The organism is Paludibaculum fermentans, assembly GCF_015277775.1.
GTDB classification, from domain to species: Bacteria; Acidobacteriota; Terriglobia; order Bryobacterales; family Bryobacteraceae; genus Paludibaculum; species Paludibaculum fermentans.
In genome coordinates, this window is sequence record NZ_CP063849.1 from 6,943,032 (window position 1) to 6,960,563 (window position 17,532).

The window sequence follows — 17,532 nt, forward strand, 5'->3', positions numbered from 1 at the left end:
GAGCCTGCCCCATGCGGCGCACTACCCTCCCCATCCCGCCAGGCGTCATCGCCCTGATGCTGCTGCCCGTCCTGCTGCTGGCCGGCACGACCCCCGCTGGGCAGGCCGCCCGCATTCCGCCCGGCTCCACCGTCACCGTCCGCCTGCTGGACCGCACGCATATCCAGGGCCGCCTCCTGCAGGTCCGCGCCGATGACTTCGACCTCCAGACCGCCCGCGGCAACCGCCTCGAAATCGTCACTATCCGCTACGCCGACACCCGCTCGCTCAAGGCCGACAATCCGCAGCTCCGCCGCCGCCTTATCGGACTCCTCATCGCCGGAGGCCTCTTCGGCCTCCTCATCGGCACCGCGGCCACCGGACTGGACTGAGAGGCCCCGCATGGCACTCGCCGCACTCTGGTCTGGCATGATAGGTTCGGAACCCGACATGAAGCCTGTCCTGCTGGTCGTCGACGACGAGGAAGCCGCGCGCTACGCCATCGGCCGCCTGTTCCACTCCGACTTCCGCATCATCGAGGCCGGCAGTGTCCCCGAGGCCCGCCAGCGCCTGCGCACCGATCCGCCCGACGTCATCCTGCTCGACTACGACCTTCCGGGCGAAAACGGCCTCGCGCTGCTGAAGGAACTCGCGCCCGATCCAGCCGCCCCGGCCATCATCCTCATCACCGCCTATGGCGGCGAACGCCTCGCCGTCGAGGCCATGAAGAGCGGCGCCTACGACTACCTGGCCAAGCCCTACGACATCGAGGAGCTCCGTCTGGTCGTCAACCGCGCCACCGAGCGCCAGAGCCTGAAACGGGAAGTCGAGCACCTCCGCTACGCCCGAGCCGGGGAAGGGCAGTTCGGCCGCATGACCGGCGGCAGCCCCGCCATGCGCCAGCTCTTCCAGACCGCTGAACGCGTCGCCCAAAGCGACCTGCCCGTCCTCATCCAGGGCGAAAGCGGCACCGGCAAGGACGTCCTGGCGCAGGAGATCCACGCCCGCAGCCCGCGTTCCGCCCGCCGCTTCGTCGCCCTCAACTGCTCCGCCCTGCCGGAGCATCTGGTGGAAAGCGAGTTATTCGGCTACGAAAAAGGTGCCTTCACCGGAGCCGCCTCCGCCCGCGCCGGCAAGTTCGAGCAAGCCCATCACGGCACGCTCTTCCTGGACGAGATCGGAGATATGGCGCCCGCCACGCAGGCCAAGATCCTGCGAGCCGTCGAGAACGGCGCGGTCGAGCGCCTGGGCGGAGTGAACACCGTCTCAGTAAATGTACGCACCATCAGCGCCTCGAACAAGGACCTCCCGCAGGCGATCCGCGACGGCGGCTTCCGTGAGGATCTCTACTACCGCCTGGCTGCTGTGACCCTCTGGATCCCCCCGCTGCGCGACCGCCGCGACGACATCCCGGCCCTGGTGGATCTCTTCTGGCGCGAGCTCCGCGCCAAGTACAGCCGCTCCGGCCCGGACATGTCGCGCGAGGCCATCGCCCGCCTGCAGGATCACACCTGGCCCGGCAACGTGCGCGAGCTCCGCAACGCCCTGGAGCGCGCCTTCGTCATGGCGCACGGCGACAGCGTCACCGCGGCCGACATTCAGGCCTCCGCGGCCCCTGCCTCCAGCAAGTCCTCGACGTCGCTCGACGAGCCGGATTACCGCGAAGCCAAGCGTCTCTTCGAAATCGAGTACCTGACCCGCAAGCTCCGCGAAAACGGCGGCAACGTCACTCGCACCGCCGAATCCATAGGCATGGCGCGCCAGAGCCTGCAGGAGAAGATCCGCGAACTGGGCCTGGCCCGCCCGTAATCCCACACCCAACGAAGCCCGGACTGGGGACGTTCATCCCCTGTCCCGCAACGCAAACTGATCAGAATCCCAACGGAACCCGAAGGTGGACAGGGCGGGAACGTCCCCCACCCCCGAGCCCCGCCGCGTCCCGCCGCTAAGCCTGCAGCCTGGGCCGCTCTTCCCGCACCCGGTTCATATCCTGCTTCGGCTCCCCATCGCACTCGACGGCTATGGTCGTAATCGGAGAATCCGGAGCATTCACCGGCAACCCCGTAAACTTCACCCGGAACTCCTCCTGTTCAAACTTCACCGGAGCCCCCGTAGCCAGCAGCTTCGCCGACAGCACCTTCGACCGCAGCCCGCCGATCGCCACCTCAGAACCCGGCCAGAAGTGCACGTTCGCGAACAGCGTATTGCCCTTCCGCGTGAAGCTCATGTAGTTCGACCGGCTCACCGAGCACGGATCCGTCCCATACACGGCCGCCCCGTTCTTCGCCGTCCACGCGCCCACCGCGGTCAGGATCTTCACGCTCTCCGGCGGGATCGACCCATCCGCCGTCGGTCCGATGTTCAACAGGTAATTCCCGCCCTGCCGCGCGCAGGTCAGCAGGTTCCGTACACACGCCTTCGGGCTCTTCCAGTTGTCATCCGCCTTGTGATAACCCCAGGAGTCGTTCATGGTCATGCACGCTTCCCAGTTGCGGCCCTTCGACGCCTCGATCCTCTGCTCCGGCGTATCGAAATCCTCGGGCACCTTGCTGCGGTTGTTCATGATGATGTCGGGCTGCAGCTTCCGCACCATCGCGTTCATCTTCTCGCTCTCCCAGCCCTCCGCTGTCAAAGGCCACGGCACGTCGTACCACAGCACGTCGATCTTGCCGTAGTTCGTCATCAGCTCACGCGCCTGCGTATGCACGTAGTCCACAAACCGCCGCCGTGCCTGCTCGTCCTTCACGCAGCGCGCGCCGTCCGGATGATGCCAGTCCATCAGCGAGAAGTAGAACCCCACCCGCAGCCCTTCCGCCCGCACGGCATCGACATACTCCTTCACCAGGTCGCGGCCCGCCGCCGTCTTCGGAGCGCAGTACTTCGTCGTCGACGTGTTGAAGTGGCAGAACCCCTCATGGTGCTTCGTCGTCATCACCATGTACTTCATGCCGGCCTTCTTCGCCAGCGCCGCCCACTCCTTCGCCGGCGTGGGTTTCGGCTTGAACTGCGTTGCCAGCTTCTCATACTCGGCCACGGGAATGCCTTCCTGCTCCATCGCCCATTCATGGCGGCCCAGTACGCTGTACAGCCCCCAGTGAATGAACATGCCGAAGCGTGCCTCGTGCCACCACTTCATGCGGCGTTCACGATCAGCTTCCGACGTGGGTTGCATGGCCAGCGCGCTGGCGGCCGGCGCGGCCGAAACAAGTTTCAGATATTGCCTGCGAGAGAATCCGGGGTGAATCATGGCGCGGCCATCCTATCACCTTTAGCGGTAAAGCTCAACGCAAGCGGCTACTTCCCGGGCTCCGGATAACTCGGAATCTTCGCCGTCGGAATGTCCACCACTCCGTACTGCCCCGTCACCTTATCGCGGATGATCACGCGGATCGTCTGCGCCCCCGGGCTCGGTTTCCACACCCGCTGGTACCGCGCCGATTCCGGTCCCACCCGCCGCGTCTCCCGTCCCGGCGCAGTCACCGATCCATCCTCCGTATGCACCACCACTTCCCCCGTCGCCGCCTTCTCCGCCACGCAGATCTCCACCTGCGCCTGGCCCACTCCGTCCTTCATCTGGAAATAGAGCCCCGACGGCTCCACCTGCGCCGTCAACCCCACCGTGCCCCTCTCCGCGCCCGGCATCATCTCGCAGCGGGCATCCACCACCAGCGCTGTGGAAGGCATCGGATTGTGGATCGCCGACCGCCACTCTTCCGTCGTCCAGGCCACCGCCTTGCTGCGCTGCTTCTCCGACAGGAACCCTTCGCGCACGCTGACATTCACGCCCGGCCGGTTCACTTGCACTTTCAGGGTGTGCCACTTCCCATCCGGTTCGTCTTCCAGGTAAAACGCGGCTGAGTACGACCCCTGCACATCGGCCGTGGCCTTCTTGAGCCCATCCGTGAAATCGTTCGTATTCTGGATCACCCGCCCGCCGGTAATGCCCGCCATCGTCGACGCCGCCGGAAACGGATCCGAGCTGATCTCCTCGGCCTGCTGCTGCTTCTCAAACCGCCCGCGCCCGCGAATCGTGATCGAGCCCGCACTCGACGCCGAGTAGGAAGTATCCCCCTGCAACCCGCGCGAGTTCACGAAGTAAAGCGCTACCCCCTGCTGCGCTAACCGCTGCGCGCTGGCTCGCACCACGCTCTCGAAACTTTGGATCCCGCCCCGCGCGCCAAACCCCATCGACCCCGTAATCGACAGCATCGAGATCCCGCCGCCGATCCAAACCAGGTTCTTCCGCCCAGGCACCCCCGACAAATGCCGTCCCAGCGTCTCCAGGGCGGCCAGCGTCATCTCCATGTTCCGCTGCCGCACCGACGCGTTCGCCTGCATCTCGTTCTCGATTTGCGTGGTCAGCATCTCCAGAATCGCGGGTTCATTGTTAAACATCCGCAACATCTCTTCCGCGTCCCGGACCGTCGCATTCATATCGGACGTCTGCTGCTGCGGCAGCGCCAATCCGGCCTTCGCAATGCGCGCCCGCAACTCTTCCACATCACCCGTAAAATCATGAAGAATGCTCAATTTTGAGCCCAGGTGATACACGGCTACCCTCGTCTGGGGAGCCAGCGCTTTCAAATAACGGGTGAGCTGTGCCCGCACCCACAATATGTCCGCCGGGGCCGTATTCAACGTATCCAGTACTAGCGCCGTCACATTCCGCGGAGGCCCGGGCGTGAACTCCACCCGGTTCGTGAACAGGCCCGGTGGCAGCGCCACCGCCGGCTTCGAGTCTCCTGATCCGCCCTCGAAACGGAAGAACGACAACGCCCGCCGCTTGCCCTTGTCAGATACCTGAATATCCTCCATCTTCAGGTCTGTCACAGGCTTACCGCTCTTGTCCAAGGCGACGAAGCTAAACTCCACCAGACGTGTCGTAGTACTGAATGTCGCGGCGGGTTCCTGTGCCCTGGCCGCCAAAGCGGCCAGCAGCAGCGCGGCTAGAGTCCTCATGTGGCTTGAATTCTATCATTCACTTCCTGAATCAGATTTCTGGATCTTCTTGACGAATATAATTGCTGGAGTTTTTTGAAGGATTGTCGATAAGTTGGGTGTGTAGGCGTATGCGCGCTCTTTCCATCTCAGCCGGCGTCCTGATCTTCGCCACCATCGCGGCCCCGTCGCTGCGCGCGCATCAGTACCAGTTCCTCCTCTATGGCCGCCAGCACGGCCTCGGCAACCTCGCCATCAGCGCCATCACTCAGGATCAAACCGGCTACCTCTGGGTCGGCACCCAAAACGGACTCTATCGCTACGACGGTCATTCCTTCGTCGAAAAGGGCTTCAGCGGCGGCATCCCGCCCGACCCCATCGTCGCTCTCCACGCCGACAAGCAGGGCGGACTCTGGGTGGCCACCCACGCCCGCCTCTTCCACTCCACCCCTGGTGGCTTCCGCGAAGTCGCGTTCGGGCGCAAAGCCCAGTTCCTCACCCACAACGTCATCGGCTCCCGCGCCGGCCGTGTCTATGCCGCCACCAGCGAGGGCCTCTTCGAACTCTCACCCACTACCGGCGAAGACAACTGGCGCGCCAGGGAAATCGTCATGGGCGGAGCCAGGCGCGCGATGCGCGCGGTTCTCTCCGATCCCTCCGGCGCCGTCTGGACCGCCTGCGGTTCCGGCATTTGCCGCTGGAAAGACGGGCAGGCCAAAGTCTATGGCGAGCAGGAGGGCGTCCCTCGCGACCAGTGGGACAGCCTCGCCCTGGATGGCGAGGGTGGCCTCTGGGTCAGAAGCGTCGGCCATCTCCTTCACCTGGCGAACGGCGGCGCCCGCTTCGAACTGGAAGTGCCAGGACCGCCCGATGCCAGCTTCTCCGGCGACCTAGCCCGCTCGTCCAGCGGAACCCTCTTCGCCACCACCAAACGCGGCCTGGCCCTCAAAGACTCCGGACGCTGGCTCATGGTCGGCACGGAAGAGGGGCTGCCCGCCAGCAGCACCACCGCTATCTTTGAAGACCGCGAAGGCTCCATCTGGATCGGGACCTGGGGCGTCGGGCTCTGCCGCTGGCTGGGCGGCACCGCCGTCGAGTCCTGGTCGTCCCGCGACGGCCTGCCCCACGAAAGCGTGAATGCCGTCGCCACCGACAGTTCCAACCGCGTCTGGGTTGGCACCGACACCGGCCTCAGCAGCCTGCGCTCCGGCGAAACCAGCGAGCCGCTGCCGGCCTTGGCCGAAACCAAGGTGCGCGCCCTTCAGATCAGCGGAGATACCCTTTGGGTCGGCCTCTTTCCCGGCGGCGTCGCCAGCGTCAACTTAAAGACCCTGGCCGTCCAGCGCTACCGTGCCGCCCAGGGCCTCAAGGATGAGCGCGTCAACGGTCTCCTGCTCGACCGCGCCGGCCAGCTCTGGGTCTGCACCATGCGCGGCCTGTTCCGCAAAACTCACTCCGGCTTCGTCAATGCTCTGCCTGACCCTGCCCCGGACGAGGTCTTCCTGCGCGCCGCCAGCGATCCGCAAGGCGGCGTCTGGATCGCCTCCAGCAAAGGCCTTCGCCTCTGGCGCGATGGGGGCTGGCGCCTCTACACGACCCATGAGGGCCTGGCGCAGAATGCCGTGACCCTCGTCAAGGCGCCCAAGGCGAACGAAGTCTGGATCTCCTACCGCGGCAGCAAGGGCGTCACCGTCCTCCACCTGGAGAACGACCGTATTCAATCCGTCGAAAACATCCTCGCGCCCAATCTGCCCTCCAACCACGTGCTCTTCGTCGGCCACGACTCGCAGGGTGACGCCTGGGTCGGCACCGACAACGGAGTCGGCCTGCTCCGCAACGGGGTCTGGACTACGCTCTCCAAAGCCGACGGGCTCATCTGGGACGACTGCAACACGAACTCCTTCCTCGCGGATTCAGACGGCGGCGTATGGATCGGAACCAGCCGCGGCCTGACGCATATCCGTCCCGGCGCCAAACCAGGCCTGATCCTCGGCCCGCCGCCCAGCCCCATCTTTTCCTCCCTCCGGTTCGGCGGCCGCCAGCAGGCTGCCCACATCGGCCTCAGCATCCCGTTCGCCAACCGGCTGCTGGAACTCGGCCTCGCCAGCCTCACCTTCCGCCAGGAAGAACACCTCCACTACCGCTACCGTCTCTCCGGACTGGAGGACTCGTGGGTGGAATCTTCCGCGCCGCAACTGCGCTTCCCCAACCTGCCGGCTGGTTCCTATGGGCTGGAGGTCCTCGCCGTCAACGCGGCGGGCCGGCCCAGCCTGTCGCCCGCCCTCGCTCAGTTCGTCATCCGGCCGCCCTGGTACGGCACCTGGTGGTTCTACACAGCCCTGCTGGCTTTGCTCGGCTTGTCCATTGGCCAGCTCATCCGCTGGAGAACCGCCCACCTGCGCCGCAGGAGCTTTGAACTCGAGGCCGCCGTCCAGGCGCGCACCGAGGAGCTCCAGAGCCAGTACGACCTGGCCGACCGCCAGAAAAGCGAGATCGAACGCCTGCTCGAACAGGCCAACCAGCTCCATCGCGCCAAGAACGAGTTCCTGGCCAATATCAGCCACGAGATCCGCACCCCGATGAACGGCATCCTCGGCCTCACGGAACTCGCCCTCCACACCCACCTCGACCCGGAACAACTCGAGTACGTCACGGCCACTCGGAAATCAGCCCAATCCCTGTTGGGCCTGCTCAACGACGTCCTCGACTTTGCCAAGATCGAAGCCGAACGCGTCGAAATTGAGAACGTCCCCTTCCGCATCCTCAGCTGCCTCGATCTGGCCCGCGACACGTTCGCCAGCCAAGCCATCGCGAAAGGCCTGGACGTGCAGGTGGAAGTTCCGCCCACGGTGCCGGCCCAACTGCTCGGCGATAGCCGCCGCGTCGGCCAGGTCGTCATGAATCTCGTCGGGAACGCCGTGAAGTTCACCCACCACGGCTCCATTACCCTCAGCGCCCAGGTGGAAGCGTCCATCGGCGATATTGTCCGGCTGCGGGTCCAGGTCCGCGACACCGGCATCGGCATCCCCGCCGACAAGCAGAAACTGATCTTCGAGCCCTTCCGCCAGGCGGACGGCTCCACCGCCCGCACCTACGGCGGCACCGGTCTTGGGCTCTCCATCTCCGCCCGCCTGGTGGAAATGATGGGCGGCCGTCTCACCGTGGAGAGCACGCCGGGGCAGGGCAGTGCTTTCACCTTCACGCTGCCCCTCCGCTGCCTGGAATCCCCCGCCGCCGCGCCCTCTGAGGTCGTTTCCAATCAGGAGCCCTCCGCCGGCGGCCCGCCGGCCCACGTCCTGCTGGCCGAAGACCACCAGATCAACCAACTCGTCGTCATCCGCCTGCTGCAGAAGCGCGGCCATCACGTGACTGCCGTGAACAACGGGGAGGAAGCCGTGGCCGCCGCCATCTCCGGCACGTTCGATCTCATCCTGATGGATATGCAGATGCCCGTCATGGACGGCCTGGAAGCGGCGCAGCATATTCGGGAGCTCCCCGGCCTCGCCGGCCGCGTCCCCATCGTGGCCCTTACTGCCAACGCCCTCGGCGCCGCCCAGGAGGAGTGCCGCGCCGCCGGCATGGACTCGTATCTGGCCAAGCCCGTCTCGCCCGAAGATCTCTACCGTGTCGTGGAAACTGTCCGCGCCGCGCACACCAACACCATCCCGGCCCTCTAGCGACCGCCGCCACGACCAACCCCCGCGTTTGTCGGACGCCCGCCCTCGTTCTCCATACGCGTCCACAATCCGGCCCAAAATAACTTCGCCGCAAATGCTACGTCCGACGGATTGAAATCACATTCGATCTAGAGTAGCCTGCCATCACACTCGCAGAGGCTTGAAAGGATGTACCGTGAAGAACCTGATTGTCTGCTCCCCCAAGAGCCTGCCCCGGGAACAACTGTTTGCGGCCGCCAAAACCGCGGTCGCCATCAACCCGTTCAACCACGCGCCGCTCGACCGGCTCACCCGCCTCATGCCCTCGTTCCGCCCAACCCGAGAGCATCTCGCCGTCGTCACTACCAAATACTGGGGCGTCAAAGGCGTCAAACTCACCGTCGGCTTTCTCGACGGCGCGCCCACTGATCTGCGCAAACGCATCCTGCTCCACATGAACGCCTGGTCCTCGACAGCCAACGTCAAATTCGTCGAGACTAAAACCGACCCTCAGGTGCGCATCGCCCGCGTCGGCGGCGAGGAGGGTGGCTACTGGTCCTACGTCGGCACCGACATCACCCACATCCCGAAGGGTCAACAAACCATGAACCTCGAGGCGTTCTCCATGACCACGCCTGAGTCGGAGTTCCACCGCGTCGTGCGCCACGAGACCGGCCACACCCTCGGCTTCCCCCACGAGCACATGCGCGCCGCCCTGGTCGCCAGAATCGATCCCGAGAAGGCCATTGCCTACTTCATGCGCACCCAGGGCTGGAGCGAGGACGAGGTTCGCGCCCAGGTCCTCACGCCCCTGGAAGAAGGCACCCTCATGGGCACCGTAGCCGACCCGAATTCCATCATGTGCTACCAGATCCCCGGTGAAGTCACCAAGGACGGCAAGCCCATCATCGGAGGCAAGGACATCGACCCGCTCGATTTCTCCTTCGCCGGCAGCATCTACCCCAAGAAGACCGCCAAGCCCGCGCCGAAACCGGCTCCGAAGACCAAACAGGCCAAGGCTGGTAAACGCTAGACCGTCCGTGGCCTCTCCGGCCTGCCGCTCGCGCATCTGTCCATAGAGAGAGGTCACTACCTTGAAGACAACCGTATTCCTGGGGGCGGGCGCCTCCAAGCCGTTCGGGTATCCCCTGACCGCGGAGATCCTGCCCGCCATCCGGGAAAGACTCGCCGTCGAAGCCGGGCTATTCGGCGGCAACCCGGTCGCCCGCGCTGCGGAAGCCAGGCTCAAGCTCCTGCTGCCCGACGTCCTCCCCGGCTTCCACGACGAAGCACTCGAACTGCCCATGATCACGGACCTCCTGTCCCTGATCGACTACTCCCTCGCCGCCGGACGCACCCTCATTCTCGGCCGCCCCGCCGTCGACCTTCTGGAACTGCGCACCCTGCTCGACTGGGCGCTGCTCTCCGTCATCGAAACCGGCGACAAATCCGGCCTCCCCGCCCACCCGCTGCTCGAGTCCTTCACCAACTGGCTCAACTCGCACCGCGGCGCCTCCGGCGAACCCATCGGAGTCATCTCCACCAACTACGACATCGCCGTCGAAAGGAAGCTCTTCTACGGCTTCAACTCCCACTTCGCCGTCAGCCAGGCCTTCGACTTCGGCATGCGCTGGCGCGACCCCGACCAGTTCGGCCTCTACAGCCCGCCCCTCCAGCCCGCTTACCGCTTCTATAAGCTGCACGGCTCGCTCAACTGGCTGCGCTGCGAGAACTGTGAGCACATCTACATCAACACCTTCGGCGCCATCAGCGCCCTCGCCTTCCAGCAACGCAGCCAGTTCAACACCTGCGACTGCGGCCACGCCCTGCTCAGCACTGTTCTTGTCGCCCCTTCCATGGTGCGCGACGTCCGCGAGCCCAATCTGCTGGGCATCTGGACCCATGCACTGGAACAACTCCGCACCTCCCAGGATTGGGTCATCATCGGCTACTCCATGCCCTCCGAGGACATCGCCATCCGCTCGCTCCTCATCCGCGCCTACAACGGCGCCGGCCCCGTCAAGCCCCGCATCCGCATCGTGCAGCGCGACGAGAGCCGCGCCACCCTCTCGCGCTATAAGCAGTTCTTTCCCGCTTGCGAGTACCTCACCGGCGGCCTCGAAGGGTTCCTGCAGCACGCCCAGGCCGGGTTGTAAACGGAGCCGGGGCCCGTCCTGGCGGTACGATGGAATGTGACCACCGAGATCATGGGCATCCTCAATGTGACGCCCGATTCCTTCTCTGACGGAGGCCGCTTCGCCCACCTGGAGCCGGCCGTGGAACAGGCCTTCCGCCTGGTGGAAGAGGGCGCCTCCATCCTTGATATCGGCGGCGAAAGCACCCGCCCCGGCGCCGCACCCGTCTCCGAGGAAGAGGAGCTCCGCCGCGTGCTCCCCGTCGTGGAGGCCCTCGCCGGACGCATCCACGCCCGCCTCTCTATCGATACCTATAAGCCCGCCGTCGCCGAAGCCTGCCTCCGCGCCGGAGCCGAAATGATCAACGACGTCACCGGGCTCCGCGACGCCCGCATGGCCTCCGTCGCCGCCGCCCACGGAGCCGCCGTCGTCATCATGCACATGCGCGGCACCCCCGCCACCATGAACCAGGAGACCGCTTACTCCGATGTCGTCGCCGAAGTGAAGGCGTTCCTCAGCCGCCAGGCCACCGCTGCCCGAGCCATCGGCGTCGACGAGATCATCCTCGACCCCGGCATCGGCTTCGCCAAAACCGCCCCCCAGAGCTTCGAGCTCCTGCGCCGCCTGGGCGAGTTCGCCGATCTGGGCTGCCCGCTGCTCATCGGACCCTCCCGCAAGTCGTTCCTCGCTACACTGCCCGGTATGGAGAAGCTCGGAGATCGCCTCGAAGGCACGCTCGCCGCCTCCGTCATCGGAGTCATGCAGGGCGCCTCCATCGTCCGCGTTCACGACGTCAAGGAATGCCGCAAAGCCCTCGCCGTGGCCGACGCGGTGAAAGGTTGACCATGGACAAGATCCTGCTCCGCGGCGTCCACCTCACCGTCCATCTAGGCGTCCCGCCCGAGGAGCGCAGCATCCCCCAGGAGATTGTCCTCGACCTCGATGTCGAGTTCGACACCCGCCCCGCCGGCCTCTCCGACGACTTCAAACTCACCGTCGACTATGCCGCCATGCACACCGTCGTGCGCCGCGTCGCCACGGAACGCCACTACTCCCTCGTCGAATGTATGGCCGAACGCATCGCCGCTGCCCTCCTGGCCGAGTTCCCCATCGAAAGCGCCCGCGTCCTGCTCATGAAGCCCGCCGCCCTGCGCGGCCGCAAAGTCGACTACCCCGCCGTCGAGATCCTCAGGCGCCGTGATGGCTGACGTCTACCTCGGCCTCGGCTCCAACATCGGCGATAAGGCCGCCAACCTCCAGGCCGCCCTGGCCCGCCTCGCGGAGTTCTGCGCAGTGCTGGCCGTGTCGTCCTTCCATGAAACCGACCCCGTCGGCTACCTCGACCAGGACCGCTTCCTCAACGCCGCCGCCCACGTCTCGACCCATCTCGAGCCGGCCGTCTTCCTCACCCGTCTTCTTGAAACCGAGCTATCTCTCGGACGGGTTCGCACCCTCGTCAACGGACCCCGCATCATCGACCTCGACATCCTGCTCTGGGACCGGCAGGTGATCGACCTGCCTGGTCTGTCCGTCCCGCATCCCCGCATGCATGAGCGACTCTTTGTACTGGATCCCCTTGTCGAGCTTGCGCCGGAGGCCATCCACCCGCGTCTCGGACGCACGGTCCGGCAACTGCGCGAAACCCTACTCTCCCGCATGGTTTAGCGCGCCTGCCCGTCTTCCGGACTGTTCGCCCCCACTTCGCCTCCGCATCTGGCAGAATAATTTGGGTCTGGGCTGATACACTTCGCTGTCATCGTACGCACTATAATTCAGGGAACCGTGCGCTCATTCATTGGCATCACCGACGTCGGCTGCGTCCGAAAGAATAACGAGGACTCGTATCTCGTCGACCCCAAGCTCGGCTTATATGCCGTCGCCGACGGCATGGGGGGAGCTCAGGCGGGCGAACTTGCCTCGCAAATCGCGATAGAAAGCCTGCGCGAGGCCGTAGCCGCGGCCCCCGTCCGAACCCATGAAGCGCTCATCCACGCCTTCGAACACGCCAACACGGCTGTGCTTGAAACCGCCGCGGCGGACCCCCGCCTCGAAGGCATGGGCACCACCATGATCTGCGCCCTGGAAACGCCCACTGCGCTGCTTGTCGGTAGTGTCGGCGACAGCCGCGCCTGGCTTTTCCAGGACGGCCACCTCTCCCTCGTCTCCAACGACCAGACCTGGGTCAATGAAGTGGGCCGCCCCCTCGGCATCGCCGAGGAGCGCCTCAAAGTTCATCCCATGCGCCACGTCCTCACCATGGCTGTGGGCGTCAGCCAACTCCTCCGCGTTCAGATTTACCCCCTCCATCCCCCCGCCGGCAGCATCCTGCTCCTCTCCAGCGACGGTCTCCACGGCCCGCTTGATGATGAAGATCTCGAAAATCTTCTATCTCAGCCGATATCTTTGGAGGCTCGCGCCCACTCATTTATCGAGGCAGCAAAGAAAGCCGGAGGACCCGATAACATCACCGTCGTCCTCCTCGAGTTCTAAATCACCAAACCCCTCTGCCTCTGGAGGGTCTCGTGCTCCACTTGTGCCTGTTGGCGGCACTCCTCGCGCCCACCGGCGCCTTGACCATTGAGGTCGTCGAAGGCTCCGGCGCCGTCGCCGCCCGCGACTCGGTCAGTCCCCAGCGTTTCGCTGTTCAGGTGAGGGATGCTTCCGGCGCCCCCGCCTCCTCGGTCACCGTCCAGTTCAGGCTCCCCTCGGAAGGTCCGTCCGGCGATTTCGCCAGCGGCTCGAAGTCCGAATCCGTACTCACTGGACCGGATGGAAAGGCGTTCGTGCGGGGCATCCGCTGGAACTCCACGCCCGGCAAACTGGACATCCTCGTCCGGGTGGCGAATCAAACCGAACGGGTCGAAATCATCATTCCTGCCGAGATATCGGCAGCATTGCCGATATCTCGGCAGGTGGCGCCAAAATCGGCAAAAAAATGGATCATTTTAGCCGTCGTTAGCGGTGCAACCGCCGCGGGTTTGGCGGTCGCAAGCGGCGGCAAATCCACGCCTGCAATCACAGCAGTTCCTCCGGCGGCCAGTCTGCCTCCCTCCCTCGGAGCGCCGGTGATCACGATAGGAAAACCGTGATGCGCTATCTTCTTCTTTTCTTCACGCTCTCGGCTTTCGCGCAAACTACCCCGGTCGCCGGGATCTTTCATGACGGAAAAGGTGCCCTTAGGTCCCTCCAAGGCACACGAGGGGCCTGGACCGCGCCCATCCTTGTTCCGCATGGCGTCATCTCCGCCGGCTACTCCGGCAAAACGCTCTGGTACAAGACGGAAACCGAACTCCACGTTCTCGATGGCGAGGAGACCATAGTCCCGGCTCCACACGGTCCGGCAGCAGCCACGTTCAACGAAACAGGCGACTTGGTTGAAATCTACTTTGCTGCCGGAGAACACGCCGCTTGGCACAGGCAGGCCCTGGAGTTTCTCGATCCCGTCGCGGAAGTCCCTTCGTTTCTGGAAGATCTGGGCCCCGGCAGGCTCCTCGTTCGAAACGAGGGCGGCCTCTACGCCTGGACGCCCGGCCTGGCTCCGGTGCTGATCCCTCTGGCGGAAACCCCATCGTTTCAACTCTTTCACCGAACTGGCGACGCGGAAGTGCCGGTCGGGGCGTCCTTCCAGATGCCCGCCGTTGCGGCCGGCGAATCCTCCACGGCCCGTTTCCGGATCCGCAATCCAACCTCTAACCCCATCACCATCAGCCGTTTATCGATTGACCCGTCGCCTTTCCGGACGTTCGATCAGTTCATTCCCCCTTACCTGATTCCGGCCAACGGCCAGGGTGACTTCTCCGTCCGCTTCACGCCCGTGGAGCCTGGTGAGTTCACAACCACCTTGTGGATCAATGATTTGCAGGTGAAGCTCCAGGGCGGCACGGTCGCCTCCACCAGTGTTGAGATCCTGGAAGGCAGCCTCTGGAAACTGTTGACCTCTCCCTGCGACCTGGGTACAGTCGAGCGCAAATCGACTCTGAACCGCCGCCTCCGCATCACCCCGGATGCCCCTCCAACCCTTGCAGGCACAGGGTTTACGCTCTCCTCGTCGGGTTCCGAATGGATCATCAACGTCTCGTCGGATACCGCCCGTACCCTCACCGGAACCCTGAAGGTCGCCAACCGCACCTTCGACCTGAAGGCGGCTTTCACTGAGTTCCCCTCACCTCGCCCCTCGTTCCAGCCTGTTTCCGGCAAACTCACCTCCGGGATCCAGCAGGCGATTGTCCTGCAGTTCGCCCAGCCGGCCAAGGCTACTGTGTTTGGATTATTGAAGTTAGACTTCACACCCAGCACCCCGGCCCTCGGCAACGACGCCGCCATCGCCTTCCTGCCCCGCATGGAACGGACCGTCAACTTCCGCCTGAACGAGGGCTCGACCACCGCTGACTTCAGCGGCTCCAATTCCGTACTCCTGCAGACGGGTTCAACGGCCGGAACGATCGTTCTGACAGCCGACATGGGCGGTTTGACGGAGCAGGCCATGTATCGCATCGACCCCGCCCCGGTCGTCTTCACGGCATCTAAGGCCAGTATTTCCAGCTCTTTAGCGGAGGTTCTGCTCACCGGCGTCGACAACACGCGCTCCACCGGCAAAATCGCTTTCAGCTTCCTCCGGAGCGACGGCCAGCCGGCCTCGCCCGGCCGCATGGAGGTCGACGTAACCTCTTCATTCAACAACTACTTCTCGACCTCAGGCACGGGCACCTTCCAACTTCGGGCAAGCTTCCCCGTGACAGGCGATGCCGCCGGTTTGACTGGTGTCGATGTCGAAATCACGAACGTACAGGGAGCTACCCAGTCAGGACGCCTTCCTCTCAAGTAGTTACACTGGCAATGTGAAGCCCATTGCCCTCACCATCGCCGGCTCCGACCCCAGCGGCGGCGCCGGCATTCAGGCCGATCTCAAGACGTTTCATCAGTTTGGCGTCTACGGCCAGGCTGTCATCACGCTGCTGACTGTCCAGAACACGCAAAACGTCTTCGACGTCCAGGTACTGAAACCCGAGTTTGTGGTGGCCCAGATTCAGGCCATTCTCGACGACATGCCCCCTAAGGCAGCCAAAACCGGAGCCCTCGGCACCGCGGAAGTCGTTGAAGCCGTTGCGGATATGGCGAAGCGCTTCCCGTTCCCGCTGGTCGTTGACCCGGTGATGATCAGCAAGCACGGCGCTCCGCTCATCGCCGCCGAAGCCCGTTCCGCGCTGCTCGAAAAGCTGCTGCCGCTGGCCAGGCTGGTGATGCCCAATCTGCACGAAGCCGCTGCTTTGACAGGACTTACGGTGGAAACCCGCGACCAGATGGAGGCCGCCGCGCGGCGCCTCTTCGACACCTGCGGCTGCCACGTGCTGGTCAAAGGCGGCCATCTCGCCGGAGTCGCGCTGGACCTGCTTCTGCTTGACGGCAAAGCACTTCACGAGTTTCCAGCCGATCGCATCGAGACGGTCCACACGCATGGAACCGGCTGCACTTACTCGGCAGCGGTCACTGCCGGTTTGGCCTTGGGTCTACCCCTGCCCCAGGCCGTTCGATCCGCGAAAGAGTTCATAACAGAGGCGATCCGGACCAATCCCGGTCTGGGTCATGGCTGCGGACCGGTCAACCACCACGCTCGCAACCACCTTTACAATGAATGAGTGGCATTTCTCCCCGTCGACGAGCAGTTGAACTATTTGCGGAAAGGGTTCTCGGAGATCATCCGGGAAGAGGACCTGAAGGAGCGCCTGACCCAGGCGGCCCTGGCGAATCGCCCTTTGCGCGTCAAGGCGGGCTTCGATCCGACCGCGCCCGACCTCCATCTCGGCCATACCGTCCTGCTTCGCAAGATGAAGCATTTCCAAGACTTAGGCCATAAGGTCATCTTCCTGATCGGTGATGCAACCGGCCTGATCGGCGACCCGACCGGCCGCAACGCGCTGCGTCCGCCGATGACCCGCGAAGAGATCAATCGCAACGCCGATACCTATAAGGAGCAGGTGTTCCAGATCCTCGATCCCGAGAAGACCGAGGTTCGGTTCAACTACGACTGGCTGGGCGCGCTGCGTTTTGAGGACATGATCCGGCTGACTTCCAAGTACACAGTCGCCCGGATTCTGGAGCGCGACGATTTCGCGAAGCGCTACCGCGAGTCGGTGCCGATCTCGGTGCACGAGATGCTATACCCGCTGGCGCAGGGCTACGACTCGGTCGCGCTGGAATGCGACGTCGAGCTGGGAGGCACGGACCAGAAGTTTAACCTATTGGTGGGCCGCGACTTACAGCGCGACTACGGCCAGGCGCCACAGATTGTGGGCACGGTTCCGCTGCTCGAAGGTCTGGACGGCATCGATAAGATGTCGAAGTCTAAAGGCAACTACGTCGGCATCCGGGAAGCTCCTGACGTGATGGTGAAGAAGCTGATGACCATCAGCGACAACCTCATGTGGCGCTACTGGGAACTTTTGACGGATGTGCAAATTTCTGAGATTTCGGCCCTGAAATCGAGCGGACGGAACCCGCGCGATATTAAGCTGGATTTGGCTGAACGAATCGCCGGGGATTTCCATCCGGCTTCGGAAGCCAAAGCCGCGCGGGAGCAGTGGTTGCACGATGTGAGCCAGGGCCAGACGCCCGAAGATCTGCCCCTCACGATCGCAGCCGACCCGCGGTTGAAACAGTGCCTGTTGCAGACGGGACTTGCGCCGTCCAGTTCGGAAGCGGACCGGCTCATCAAAGCGGGTGCGGTCGCCGCCGGCGGTGAAGTCATTAAGAGTCCGTCGCACCGGTTTGAAGCAGGGGAGTACATCCTGCGCGCCGGTAAGAAATGGGCCCGTGTGAAGGTCTGA

At 64.3% G+C, this 17,532-nt stretch carries 15 protein-coding genes; 13 read left to right on the plus strand and 2 right to left on the minus strand.

What is annotated here, in order from left to right:
• The first annotated feature begins 11 nt into the window (after positions 1–11).
• Positions 12–371 (plus strand): hypothetical protein, encoded by a 360-nt coding sequence (locus tag IRI77_RS27390; RefSeq protein WP_194448166.1) that lies wholly within the window; start codon positions 12–14, stop codon positions 369–371.
• 10 nt (positions 372–381) lie between these two features.
• Positions 382–1,788, plus strand: coding sequence for a sigma-54-dependent transcriptional regulator (locus tag IRI77_RS27395; protein ID WP_194448167.1), 1,407 nt, complete (start codon positions 382–384; stop codon positions 1,786–1,788).
• Between the two features lie 136 nt (positions 1,789–1,924).
• On the opposite strand, the gene IRI77_RS27400 is transcribed toward IRI77_RS27395, so the two are convergent.
• Positions 1,925–3,226, minus strand: a complete 1,302-nt coding sequence (locus IRI77_RS27400; RefSeq protein ID WP_194448168.1) for an alpha-L-fucosidase — start codon at positions 3,224–3,226, stop codon at positions 1,925–1,927.
• Between the two features lie 47 nt (positions 3,227–3,273).
• Positions 3,274–4,938: a VWA domain-containing protein gene (locus IRI77_RS27405; RefSeq protein ID WP_194448169.1), complete on the minus strand. Its 1,665-nt coding sequence runs from the start codon at positions 4,936–4,938 to the stop codon at positions 3,274–3,276.
• Between the two features lie 110 nt (positions 4,939–5,048).
• On the opposite strand from IRI77_RS27405, the gene IRI77_RS27410 reads away from it, so the two are divergent.
• From IRI77_RS27410 to tyrS, 11 genes are all read left to right on the plus strand, one after another.
• Complete coding sequence (locus IRI77_RS27410) at positions 5,049–8,594, plus strand: hybrid sensor histidine kinase/response regulator (RefSeq protein WP_194448170.1); 3,546 nt, start codon at positions 5,049–5,051, stop codon at positions 8,592–8,594.
• 175 nt (positions 8,595–8,769) lie between these two features.
• The gene (locus IRI77_RS27415; RefSeq protein WP_228486343.1) at positions 8,770–9,606 is read left to right on the plus strand and encodes a M12 family metallopeptidase; all 837 of its coding nucleotides are present in this window, start codon (positions 8,770–8,772) and stop codon (positions 9,604–9,606) included.
• 61 nt (positions 9,607–9,667) lie between these two features.
• Positions 9,668–10,729 carry a hypothetical protein gene (locus tag IRI77_RS27420; RefSeq protein WP_194448171.1) on the plus strand — a complete coding sequence of 354 codons (1,062 nt, stop codon included), beginning with the start codon at positions 9,668–9,670 and terminating at the stop codon, positions 10,727–10,729.
• Positions 10,730–10,765: 36 nt separating this feature from the next.
• Positions 10,766–11,551 carry a dihydropteroate synthase gene (gene folP, locus IRI77_RS27425; RefSeq protein WP_228486344.1) on the plus strand — a complete coding sequence of 262 codons (786 nt, stop codon included), beginning with the start codon at positions 10,766–10,768 and terminating at the stop codon, positions 11,549–11,551.
• A 2-nt stretch (positions 11,552–11,553) separates the two neighbouring features.
• Complete coding sequence (gene folB, locus IRI77_RS27430; RefSeq protein ID WP_194448172.1) at positions 11,554–11,916, plus strand: dihydroneopterin aldolase; 363 nt, start codon at positions 11,554–11,556, stop codon at positions 11,914–11,916.
• Entirely contained in the window at positions 11,909–12,373 is a 465-nt protein-coding gene (folK, locus tag IRI77_RS27435; protein ID WP_194448173.1) for a 2-amino-4-hydroxy-6-hydroxymethyldihydropteridine diphosphokinase, read from the plus strand. The genes folB and folK overlap by 8 nt, the downstream gene beginning before the upstream one ends.
• A gap of 117 nt (positions 12,374–12,490) precedes the next feature.
• Positions 12,491–13,198: a protein phosphatase 2C domain-containing protein gene (locus IRI77_RS27440; RefSeq protein WP_194448174.1), complete on the plus strand. Its 708-nt coding sequence runs from the start codon at positions 12,491–12,493 to the stop codon at positions 13,196–13,198.
• Between the two features lie 80 nt (positions 13,199–13,278).
• A complete protein-coding gene (locus tag IRI77_RS27445; protein WP_194448175.1) occupies positions 13,279–13,797 on the plus strand; it encodes a hypothetical protein in 519 nt (172 codons plus the stop codon).
• Positions 13,797–15,533, plus strand: coding sequence for a hypothetical protein (locus IRI77_RS27450; protein ID WP_194448176.1), 1,737 nt, complete (start codon positions 13,797–13,799; stop codon positions 15,531–15,533). Before IRI77_RS27445 ends, IRI77_RS27450 begins: the two co-directional genes overlap by 1 nt.
• A gap of 13 nt (positions 15,534–15,546) precedes the next feature.
• On the plus strand, positions 15,547–16,344 hold the full coding sequence (gene thiD, locus IRI77_RS27455; protein ID WP_228486345.1) for a bifunctional hydroxymethylpyrimidine kinase/phosphomethylpyrimidine kinase: 798 nt from the start codon (positions 15,547–15,549) through the stop codon (positions 16,342–16,344).
• Positions 16,345–17,532: a tyrosine--tRNA ligase gene (gene tyrS, locus IRI77_RS27460; protein ID WP_194448178.1), complete on the plus strand. Its 1,188-nt coding sequence runs from the start codon at positions 16,345–16,347 to the stop codon at positions 17,530–17,532. It begins immediately after the preceding gene.

Excerpts from the sequence above, each read along its gene's own strand:
- IRI77_RS27390 (WP_194448166.1), top strand. The coding sequence starts at position 12 with ATGCGGCGCACTACCCTCCCCATCCCGCCAGGCGTCATCGCCCTGATG.
- folB (WP_194448172.1), top strand. The coding sequence starts at position 11,554 with ATGGACAAGATCCTGCTCCGCGGCGTCCACCTCACCGTCCATCTAGGC.
- IRI77_RS27400 (WP_194448168.1), bottom strand. The coding sequence starts at position 3,226 with ATGATTCACCCCGGATTCTCTCGCAGGCAATATCTGAAACTTGTTTCG.
- IRI77_RS27405 (WP_194448169.1), bottom strand. The coding sequence starts at position 4,938 with ATGAGGACTCTAGCCGCGCTGCTGCTGGCCGCTTTGGCGGCCAGGGCA.
- IRI77_RS27450 (WP_194448176.1), top strand. The coding sequence starts at position 13,797 with ATGCGCTATCTTCTTCTTTTCTTCACGCTCTCGGCTTTCGCGCAAACT.
- IRI77_RS27410 (WP_194448170.1), top strand. The coding sequence starts at position 5,049 with ATGCGCGCTCTTTCCATCTCAGCCGGCGTCCTGATCTTCGCCACCATC.
- IRI77_RS27395 (WP_194448167.1), top strand. The coding sequence starts at position 382 with ATGGCACTCGCCGCACTCTGGTCTGGCATGATAGGTTCGGAACCCGAC.
- folK (WP_194448173.1), top strand. The coding sequence starts at position 11,909 with ATGGCTGACGTCTACCTCGGCCTCGGCTCCAACATCGGCGATAAGGCC.